General features: G+C 67.6%; 8 protein-coding genes. All 8 read right to left on the bottom strand.

Going from position 1 to position 9,699, the window contains the following annotated elements; genetic code table 11:
• Positions 1 to 105: 105 nt before the first annotated feature.
• The 8 genes from ACFQ7F_RS43510 to ACFQ7F_RS43475 all read right to left on the bottom strand — a co-directional run bounded on the left by ACFQ7F_RS43510 (position 106) and on the right by ACFQ7F_RS43475 (position 9,660).
• On the bottom strand, positions 106 to 975 hold the full coding sequence (locus tag ACFQ7F_RS43510) for a thioesterase family protein (RefSeq protein ID WP_383284476.1): 870 nt from the start codon (positions 973 to 975) through the stop codon (positions 106 to 108).
• A 65-nt stretch (positions 976 to 1,040) separates the two neighbouring features.
• Positions 1,041 to 2,837, bottom strand: coding sequence for a coagulation factor 5/8 type domain-containing protein (locus ACFQ7F_RS43505; protein ID WP_383284473.1), 1,797 nt, complete (start codon positions 2,835 to 2,837; stop codon positions 1,041 to 1,043).
• Positions 2,838 to 2,851: 14 nt separating this feature from the next.
• A complete protein-coding gene (locus ACFQ7F_RS43500; RefSeq protein ID WP_383284470.1) occupies positions 2,852 to 3,790 on the bottom strand; it encodes a chitinase in 939 nt (312 codons plus the stop codon).
• 235 nt (positions 3,791 to 4,025) lie between these two features.
• Positions 4,026 to 4,703, bottom strand: a complete 678-nt coding sequence (locus tag ACFQ7F_RS43495; protein WP_383284467.1) for a trimeric intracellular cation channel family protein — start codon at positions 4,701 to 4,703, stop codon at positions 4,026 to 4,028.
• A 63-nt stretch (positions 4,704 to 4,766) separates the two neighbouring features.
• Positions 4,767 to 6,158 (bottom strand): M1 family metallopeptidase, encoded by a 1,392-nt coding sequence (locus ACFQ7F_RS43490; protein ID WP_383284464.1) that lies wholly within the window; start codon positions 6,156 to 6,158, stop codon positions 4,767 to 4,769.
• A gap of 108 nt (positions 6,159 to 6,266) precedes the next feature.
• Positions 6,267 to 7,520, bottom strand: coding sequence for an ABC transporter ATP-binding protein (locus ACFQ7F_RS43485; protein WP_383284459.1), 1,254 nt, complete (start codon positions 7,518 to 7,520; stop codon positions 6,267 to 6,269).
• Positions 7,521 to 7,564: 44 nt separating this feature from the next.
• On the bottom strand, positions 7,565 to 8,662 hold the full coding sequence (locus ACFQ7F_RS43480; RefSeq protein WP_383284456.1) for an ABC transporter ATP-binding protein: 1,098 nt from the start codon (positions 8,660 to 8,662) through the stop codon (positions 7,565 to 7,567).
• On the bottom strand, positions 8,659 to 9,660 hold the full coding sequence (locus tag ACFQ7F_RS43475; protein ID WP_249592822.1) for an ABC transporter permease: 1,002 nt from the start codon (positions 9,658 to 9,660) through the stop codon (positions 8,659 to 8,661). The genes ACFQ7F_RS43480 and ACFQ7F_RS43475 overlap by 4 nt, the downstream gene beginning before the upstream one ends.
• Between the last annotated feature and the right edge of the window lie 39 nt (positions 9,661 to 9,699).

The following is a 9,699-nucleotide window of genomic DNA, read 5'->3' as shown; positions in this document are numbered from 1 at the left end:
GAAAGTTTTCAGCCCGTCCGGCGATTGAGGACATCTTGTAAGGGGGTCCAGGGGGCGGAGCCCCTTGGTTTCGGGAAGGGGCGGGGTGGGGGAAAGAAACCCCGCTCAACCCAGCCGCACCCGCGCCAACTGCCGCGACTGCGCGACCAGCCGATCCCCGCTGTCCCACACCTCCGCATCCTCCTCCAGGAAGCCCCCGGCGAGATTGCGGGTCGTGATCGAGACGCGAAGAGGGCCGGGCGCGGGCCTGGCCCGTACGTGCACCGTCAGTTCCACCGTCGGGACCCAGCCGGAGAGGCCGAGCTCGAACGCCGTGGGCGGCAACGCGTCCACCGCGAGAAGGAGCGACAGCGGATCCGCGTCACGGCCGTCCGCGAGGCCGAACCAGGCGCGCATCTCCCCCTTGCCGGAGGGCTGGCCGAGGGCCCACCCCAGGGTGGACGGGTCCAGCTTCAGGAAGAGGCGGTCACTGATCGCCGAACTGCCGGGCACGGGAGAGTGGTCCGGCGCGTCCTGCGGACCGAAGCACTGCTCGATCGGCGGCAGCGCGGGCGGCTTGGCCGTCGTACGGACGTCGTCGGGAAGCCCCGCCAGATCTCCGTACGAGGCGAGCACGCGGATCCGCTCGACCTCGCGCCCCTCGTCGTCGTACTGGAAGAGCGAGGCCTGGCCGGTCGACAGGGTCCGTCCGGCCCGGGCCGTGTCCGTGCGGATCACGGCGGGTCCGGGGTGGGACGCGGTCAGGTAGTGCGCGGAGACGGTGAAGGGATCCGCGTGCGGCAAGGCGTCGGCAAGCGCACGGCCGAGGACCGCGAGGAGATAGCCGCCGTTGACGGCGTTGATGATCGTCCACCCGGCGGAGAGCTCGATGTCATAGACACCGGGCTCCCGCCGGGTGACCGCGGTGTCGCGGTCGAACTCGCTGTCGCCGATGCTCGCGGGCACCGCTGCCGGTATGGATGTCGCCTCTGCCATACCGGCAACGTACAACATGAAACTACTAAGCGGTAGCTTTCCTGTTCTTCGGAGGGATGGGCCCCCTACGGGTAGCTCACCACGTTCGCCACATTCTTCTGCGCGTCCGAAGGCCCGCCCGTCCCGTTGATCACGTGATGGATCGTGCCCGTGCCTCCGAGCGACACCGTCACCATGTCGTGGAACCGCACCCCGTCCCGCTGAGGCACCTCGAAGGCGTGCTCGGCCGCGACGGACTTGTCGACGTTGAAGAAGCAGTACGAGCCGAGCCCCCACGCCTCGTGCTTGGTGACCGAGTCGGCCACCTTGTACGCGGCGTAGCCCTTCGTGTCCCCATTCATCCAGGCCGCCTGGTTGGGCGGGTCGTACGGCATCTCGTTCTGGTAGAAGTACGTCCGGCCGCCCTCGCCGTTCCAGATCGTCTGGTGTTTTTGGTAGTGCTCGACGAACAGGCCGTACATCGTCACGTCGTCGCCGTTCACGATCAGGCCCGTGTCCGCCGTGTTCGTGTTCCAGCCGACGCCGTCACCGTGGTCGGCCCGCCAGATCCAGGTGTGGTCGCCGATGACGTCCGAGCTGTTGACGACAAGGCTCTTTGTCGCCTTGCCCACGGCCGCTCCCCCGACCCGGAAGTACACGTCGTGCAGCGAGGTCGGATTGGCGGCGTGGTCGGCGTCCGCGCCTTCGCCGCCGACCTCCATCAGGGTGTCCGAGTTCTTCGTCCCCGCGTCGAAGAGGATCCCCGCCACCTTCACGCCGTCCACGTCGGCGACGGTCATCGCCGTCACGCCGTCGTCCGGGACGAACGAGGCGAGCCCCAGGCCGAGTACGACGGTGTCGGGCCGTGTCACCTTCAGGGTCTCGTCGAGGTGGTAGACCCCGGGAGTCACCAGGAGGTTCTTGCCGTCCGCGAGCGCTCCGTTGATGTCGGACGCGCTGGCGCCCGGCTTCACGATGTAAAAGTCGTCGAGCGGGAGCGACTTCCCTGCCGGGTCGCCGCCGGACCAGCTGGTGCCGCTGCTGTCCTTACGGACGCCGGGCACGAACACCTTGTAGGCGTCGCCCTCGTCCACGTAGAGGAAGGGCTTCTCGCGTGACACCGGGGTCTGGTCGACCCTGGTGTAGGGAGGGTTGGGGAAGTTGCCCGTGGGCGCGTTCTTCGCGCCCACGAAGACCATGTTCCAGTTGGAGCCCTGCCAGCCGCCCCACTCGGTGTTGCGGGAGAGCCACTGCTGCTGCGAGCCGGAGTTGACCTGCCCGTCGACCTTCGTGTCGGCGAGGAGTCCGCCGCTGGACCAGCCGTTGTCGTCGAGCTGCAGATCGCCCTTGAGGTGCATGCGCCGGTAGGGCGCGGCCTGCGAGACGGCCCAGCGGTCGCCGCCGGCCTTCGGGGTCACGGCGAGGTTCTCGGCGCCGCGCCAGAAGTTCTGGGTGGCGTTGCCGTCGAACCAGTCGGCCTCGGCGTGCACCGCGCCGTTGATGTCGGTGTCGTCCGGCGAGAGGCCGAGACCGGCGATCTGCGTGTAGAAGCCGATGTTCGCGTCGATGTCGTCGTACTTGCCGGGCTTGAAGAGCAGCGCGCGCCGCTCGTCGCCGAACTGGTTGGTCTCCTGCTGCTTGAACACCTCGTCCAGGCGGCCCTGGATGGTGTCGTGCGACATGGACGGGTCGAAGACGTCGACGTTCGGGCCGAGGTCGGGGGCGTCCGCCGCCACGGTCGCGGACTTCTTGCCCTGCGGCTCCGCGGCGGACTGACCTGCGTCGGCGCTCTGGACGCCGACGAGCGCGAGGGTGCCCGCGGCCAGGGCGATGGCGGCGGCGACCGGGAGGGCGCGACCGCGCCTTCTGTGGGTGAGATGCATGGTGTCCCTCCTCGTCAGCCCGTGTACCGGGCGAAGATCTTGGTGAACTGCCAGGGCTCCTGGTCCACTCCGGAACAGGTGTCGTCGTTCGGGTACGCGCCGGGGCAGGGGCGGTCGCGGTTGACCGACCAGAACGCGAGGCGGGCCAGGTGGTGCTCCTGGGCGTAGCCGAGGATCGTCTCGAAGTCGGCCGGGGTGACGGTCTCCTGGACGTCCGTGATGCCGTTCATCGAGGACAGGCCGCTGTGCCGGTAGGCCGCGTCGTCGCTGTAGCCGTAGGCCGCCTTGACCGAGTCCTTCAAGCCGTCGGTCGCCTGCTTCGTCAGCTCGCCCATGTTCTTGCCCGCGCCGCCGAAGTCGAACGGCATGATCGTCCAGCCGTCGACCTCGAGGCCCGATTCGGCGGCCCGCTTGATCATGCTGTCGTCGGGGCCGCTCTGATCGCTGGGGAAGGTGACGTAGGTCGTGAGGTTGTCGTTGTCCGCCTTCACCTTTTTCAGGGCGTCGATCGTCTTCTGCTGTACGGCGGGGTCGTTGTACGCGTCGCCCTCGATGTCGATGTCGATCGCCTTGAGCCCGTAGGCGTCGATGACCTTCTGATACGCGCCCGCCAGTGCGCCGGAGTCCGCGCAGGACTCCTCCAGCTTGTGACCGCTCGCGCCGCCGAAGGAGGGGACGACGTCGCCGCCGCCCGCGCGTACGGCATCGACGGTCTTCTGATCGGCGCCGCCCGCCAGCGGGCGCGAGCCGTCCCACTTGGGGTCGCAGTCGCCGTCGCTGAGCACGAAGGCGAGCGTGAACCAGCCGACGCCGGTGGCTTCTTGGACCTCTGCGGGGTCGGGAGGGCTGCCCCAGCCGTTGTAGAGGTAGGGGGCGACGGCCGGTGGGGCGGCCGTGGGGGCGGGGTCCGCCTGGGCGGTGGTCAGGGTGGCGCCGATTGCCGTCGCGGCCATGACAACACCCAGAGATATGAGCCGGGTTCGCTTCCTCATGGGGCCTTCCAGGAACGTGGGGGGGAGGGAAGGTTGGTCCAGACTTAATTCAGTGCTTGAGTTAACTCGTGAGGAAGTTGGGCGTCAAGGGTTCGGATGGGGCTTGATTCGTTCAACTTGTGAACGCCAACAGGCCAGTTGGCGAATGCTCGAGAGGTTCCGCCCAGGCACGCCGCGGAGATCCGCCAGAAGGGCCCTAGGGCGTCTCGTCCGCCTCCACCACCTCCACCGCCGTCGAACGCCGGTGCCAGGCTCGTGGGGCGCGCCAGTGGTAGCGCAGCGCTAGCAGCCGCAGGACGAAGGTCGTGATCACGGCGAGGGTGCTGGTGAAGGCGTTCACCATGTCGTAGTTGATGAAGAGCGCGACCATCGCGGAGCCGACGATCGCGGGCACGGCGTACAGGTCGCGGTCCCAGCGCACCAGCGAGGGCACCTCGTTGGCGATCATGTCGCGCAGCACGCCGCCGCCCACCGCGGTGGCAAGCCCCAGGGCCGCCGACGAGGTGAGGCCGAGGCCGTAGTCGTACGCCTTGACCGTGCCGGTGACGCAGAAGAGGCCGAGGCCCGCCGCGTCGAAGACGTTCACCGCGAGCTGGGTGCGCTCCACCTCGGGGTGCAGGAAGAACACCAGGAGGGCGGCGAAAAGGGGCGTGATGAAGTAGCCCAGATCGACGAACGCGGCGGGCGGCACCGCCCCGATGACCACGTCACGGATGAGCCCTCCGCCCAGCGCGGTGACCTCGGCGAGTACGGCGATGCCGAAGACGTCGAAGTTCTTGCGTACGGCGAGCAGCGCGCCGGAGATCGCGAAGACGAAGATTCCGACGATGTCGAGCGCGTGCTGGACGGAGGGGCTGAAGAGATCCTGGATCACGCGACATTCTTACCTGCCCGCCGGTGCGCACCCGACGAGGCCGGGGCTACAGGGCGGGCCTGTCTACAGGGCGGGCTTGCCCTTCGTGAACAGCCACGTCTGGAACAGCGCGTCGAGCTGCTTGCCCGAGATCTTCTCGGCGAGCCGGATGAAGTCGTCGGTGTTCGCGTTCCCGTGCCGGTTCTGCTGGGTCCAGGCGGGGAGCAGCTCGAAGAACGCCTTGTCGCCGATGCGCTCGCGCAGGACCTGGAGCGTCATCGCGCCGCGCTGGTAGACGGCGGAGGCGAACATCGTGTCGCGCTGCGGATCTCCGACGACCGTCTGCCAGAAGGCCGAGTCGGCGGGGCGTGAGTTGTAGCCCGCGAGGAAGGCGTCGTGGGCGCTCTGGGTGCCCTTGTGCTCGCTCCACAGCCACTGGGAGTAGGTCGCGAAGCCCTCGTTGAGCCAGATGTGCTTCCACTTCTCGACCGAGACGGAGTCGCCGAACCACTGGTGGGCGAGCTCGTGGGCGATGGTCGACTCGCTGCGGATCGCGGAGTAGACCGGCTTGGTCTGGGTCTCCAGGGAGAAGCCCGCCTGCGGCATGTCGTCGACGATCGCGCCGGTCTCCTCGAAGGGGTAAGGACCGAAGATCTTCGACCAGTAGTCGGTGACCTCGGCGGTGACGCCGTACACGTCGACGTTGTTGCTGTTCTCCAGTACGGGGTCGATGGCGACGTAGATCGGGGTGCCTCCCGGCGTCCTGCCCTTCTTCACGTCGAACTTGCCGATGGTGGCGGTCGCCAGGTAGGTCGCCATGGGCTTCTTCTCGCGCCAGTGGGCGACGGTCTGCCCGCCCTTGTCGTACGTGTCGACCAGACGGCCGTTGGAGACCCCTGTCAGGCCCTTGGGGGCCTTGATGCGAATGTCAAAGGCGGCCTTGTCCCCCGGGTGGTCGCTGGAGGGGAACCAGGTCGATGCGGCGTTGGGCTCGCACGCGACGAAGACGCCGTCGGTGGTCTTCATCCAGCCGTAGTCGGAGCCGAAGACGATGGGGCCGCTCAGCGGCTCGGGCACGCCGCCGTAGGTGACGGTCACGGTGAAGTTCTTGTTCTTGTGCAGGCTGTCGCGCGGGCTGACGCGGATCTCGTCGCCGGCGCGGGTGAACTTCGCCCGTCTGTCGTTCACCTCGATCTTCGTCACCTCCAGCTTCTGGAGGTCGAGGTTGAAGGAGGAGAGGTTCTGGGTGGCGCGCGCGGTGATCGTGGTGCGGCCGTCGAGGCGGTCGGTGTCGGGGTTGTACGCCACGTCGAGGCCGTAGTGGCGTACGTCGAAGCCGCCGTTGCCGAGCTGCGGAAAGTACGGGTCGCCCACGCCGTCGGCGCCCGGGTGGGGGCCTGGTGCGGCGGCGATCAAGCAGAAGGAGGCGGCAGCTGTGGCCAGCGCTCCCAGACGTGCCGAACGGGAGAGTGCCATGAGTCATCCCTTAGCGCGTGTTCCGATGAAACGGACACGCAGACTCTGCACTCTCCCGTATGGGCGTGTACATGACTTGGTGCCTGGTTTTTACCAAGTCATCAGGTGCTACTTGTCAGTTGACGCCTGACCCTTGGCTTCCGCTTCAGGAGCGTCCTTGGAGACGTCCTTCGAGACGGCCTTGGAGGCGGTCTTCGGGGCTTCTTCCGCAACTTCCGTCGCGACGGTCTTCTTCGGGGCCGCGGCCTCCTCAGCCGTCTCCTCCGCCTTGCTCACCACGGAGACCACCTCGATCGCCTCCTTGGCGACCTGCAGCAGCTTGGTGTCGCCCGGCTGCTGGTCATCGGCGTTCTCCGGGTGGTGGCACGCCACCTGGTGGCCGGAGGCGAGGGCGATCAGCGGCGGCTCGGTCTTCGCGCAGATCTCCGTAGCCTTCCAGCAGCGCGTGTGGAAACGGCAGCCGGTGGGCGGGTCGATCGGCGAGGGGACGTCACCGCGGAGCAGGATGCGCTCGCTCTTGACGCCGCGCCGCTTGGGGTCGGGCACCGGCACCGCGGAGAGCAGCGCCTTGGTGTACGGGTGCATCGGCGTGGAGTAGAGGTCCTTGCGGTCCGCAAGCTCCACGATCTTGCCGAGGTACATCACCGCGATACGGTCCGAGACGTGCCGGATGACCGAGAGGTCGTGCGCGATGATCACGTACGTGAGGCCGAGCTCGTCCTGGAGGTCGTCCAGGAGGTTGACCACCTGCGCCTGGATGGAGACGTCCAGGGCGGAGACGGGCTCGTCGGCCACGACCAGCTTGGGCCGCAGGGCGAGCGCACGGGCGATGCCGATGCGCTGACGCTGACCGCCGGAGAACTCGTGCGGGTAGCGGTTGTAGTGCTCGGGGCTGAGCCCCACCCGCTCCAGCATCTCCTGCACGTGCTTCTTCAGGCCGCCCTCGGGCTTGACGCCCTGCAGCTTGAACGGCGCACCGACGATCGTGCCGATGGTGTGCCGCGGGTTCAGCGACGAGTACGGGTCCTGGAAGATCATCTGCACGTCACGGCGCAGCGGCCGCATCTTGCCGGTGTTCAGGTGCGTGATGTCCACGCCCTCGAACTCCACACGCCCCGCGGTCGGTTCGAGCAGACGGGTGATCAGACGGCCCATCGTCGACTTGCCGCAGCCCGACTCGCCCACGACGCCGAGCGTCTCACCGGGACGTACGTCGAAGCTGAGACCGTCGACGGCCTGCACCGCCGCCACCTGGCGCTGCAACAGCCCCTTCTTGATGGGGAAGTGCTTCACCAGGCCTTCGACCTTGAGCAGCGGCTCGGGAGAATCCGCGGAGCTCTTCGTCTGCGCCGGGGTCGTCATCTCCTGGCCCTTCGCCTGTTTCGCCTGGTCTTTCGCATCGTCTTTCACAGCTTCGGCGCAATCTCTTCGGTCCAGATCCGGGTCCGCTCGTCCTGCGACATGTGACAGGCGGTGAAGTGCCCGGGTACGACCTCGTGCAGGTCCGGGCGCTCGCGGCGGGTGATCTGGTCCTTGGGGATGTCGGCGTACGGGCAGCGCGGGTTGAAGGCGCAGCCCGTCGGCAGGTTGATCAGGCTGGGCGGGGAGCCCTTGACCGGCACGAGACGGTCGGTCTGCTCGCGGTCGATGCGCGGCATCGATCCCAGGAGGCCCCAGGTGTAGGGGTGCTGGGGCTCGTAGAAGACCTTCTCGGCGGTGCCGCGCTCGACGCAGCGCCCGCCGTACATCACGAGCAGTTCGTCCGCCATCTCGGCGACCACGCCCAGGTCGTGCGTGATCATGATGACCGCGGAGCCGAACTCCTTCTGCAGATCCCGGATGAGGTCGAGGATCTGCGCCTGGACGGTGACGTCGAGGGCGGTCGTCGGCTCGTCAGCGATGAGCAGCTCGGGGTTGTTCACCAGGGACATCGCGATCATCGCGCGCTGGCGCATACCGCCCGAGAACTCGTGCGGGTAGCTGTCGACCCGCTTGTCCGGCTGGGGAATGCCCACCCGGTCGAGCATCTCGATGGCACGCTTGCGGGCGACCTTCTTGTCCACTTTGTTGTGGACCCGGTAGGCCTCCATGATCTGCGTGCCGATGGAGTAGTACGGGTGCAGCGCGGACAGCGGGTCCTGGAAGATCATCGCCATGTCGCGGCCGCGCAGCTTGCGCACCTCGTTCGGGTCCGCGCTGAGCAGCTCCGTGCCGTTCAGCCAGATCTCGCCGGACAGCTGCGGCTTGCGGCTGCCGTACTGCCCCGCGGTGTGCAGGCCGAGGATGCCGAGCGAGGTGACCGACTTGCCGGATCCTGACTCGCCGACGATGCCGAGGGTCTTGCCCTTCTCCAGCTGGAAGCTGAGCCCGTCGACGGACTTGACCAGGCCGTCGTCGGTCGGGAAGTGCACCTTGAGGTCGCGCACCTCGAGGAAGGCGGTGGGAGCGACCGAGTCGGTGACGGGTTCTCCGACCGCCGCTCCGGTCTTGTGCAGTTCGGTCATCCCAGCCTCACTCGCGGGTCGATGACGGCGTACAGAAGGTCGACGACGAGGTTGGCGAGGGCGATCGCGAGCGATGCGCACAAGGTGACGCCGAGGATCACCGGCAGGTCCTTGTTGCTGATGGCCTTGACCGCCTCGAGGCCGAGCCCCGGCAGGTTGAACGTGGACTCGGTGAGGACGGCGCCACCGAGGAGCACACCGAGGTCGAGGCCGAAGACCGTGAGGATCGGCGTCATGGCGGAGCGCAGCGCGTGCCGTCTGATGACGACGGCCTCGCCGAGCCCCTTGGCGCGCGCGGTGCGGATGTAGTCCTCACCGAGCACTTCCAGCATGGTGGCGCGGGTTAGTCGCGCGTACATGGCGGCGTTGAGGAACGCGAGCACGATCCAGGGAAGGATCAGCGTCTCGAACCAGATGTTGATCGGATCGTCCGTGGTGAGGGTGTCCTCGATCTTCACCCAGCCGAGGGTGTGGACGAAGAGCCCCATCGCGATCATGCCGGTGAAGAAGATCGGCAGCGAGACGCCGCCGAGGGCGGTGATCATCGCGGAACGGTCCCAGATGGTGCCGCGCTTGAGCGCGGAGAGCACACCGGTGGCGACACCGGCGACGAGCCACAGCACACAGGCACCGGCGGCGAGCGCCGCGGTGACGGGCAGGGCGTCCTTCAGGGTCTCCCAGACAGGAGCCTCGGTACGGAAGGAGTATCCGAAGCAGGGGGCCGGGCAGTGGGTCACGTCGGCCCCGTTGGCGTAGTCACGCCCCATCGGGATGCCCTTGACGAAGTCCCAGAACTGGACGAGCAGCGGGTCGTCGAGACCCAGTTTGATCCGGATGCCCGCGAGCTGCTCGGCTCCGGACGACTTACCGGCGAAGAGGACGGCGATGTCCTGTCCCGCCCACTTGGGCAACATGAAGAAGACGGTGAAGGTCGCGAGCAGTACGACCAGCACCATGACGACAACGGCGATCAGGCGCCGGATGAGATAAGCAAGCACTGTGCGCGGCCCGGCGGTGGCCGGGACTCCCTTGTGAGG

The organism is Streptomyces sp. NPDC056486, assembly GCF_042795295.1.
In the GTDB taxonomy this organism is placed as follows: Bacteria; Actinomycetota; Actinomycetes; order Streptomycetales; family Streptomycetaceae; genus Streptomyces.
This window is presented reverse-complemented; position numbering and strand designations above follow the sequence as displayed.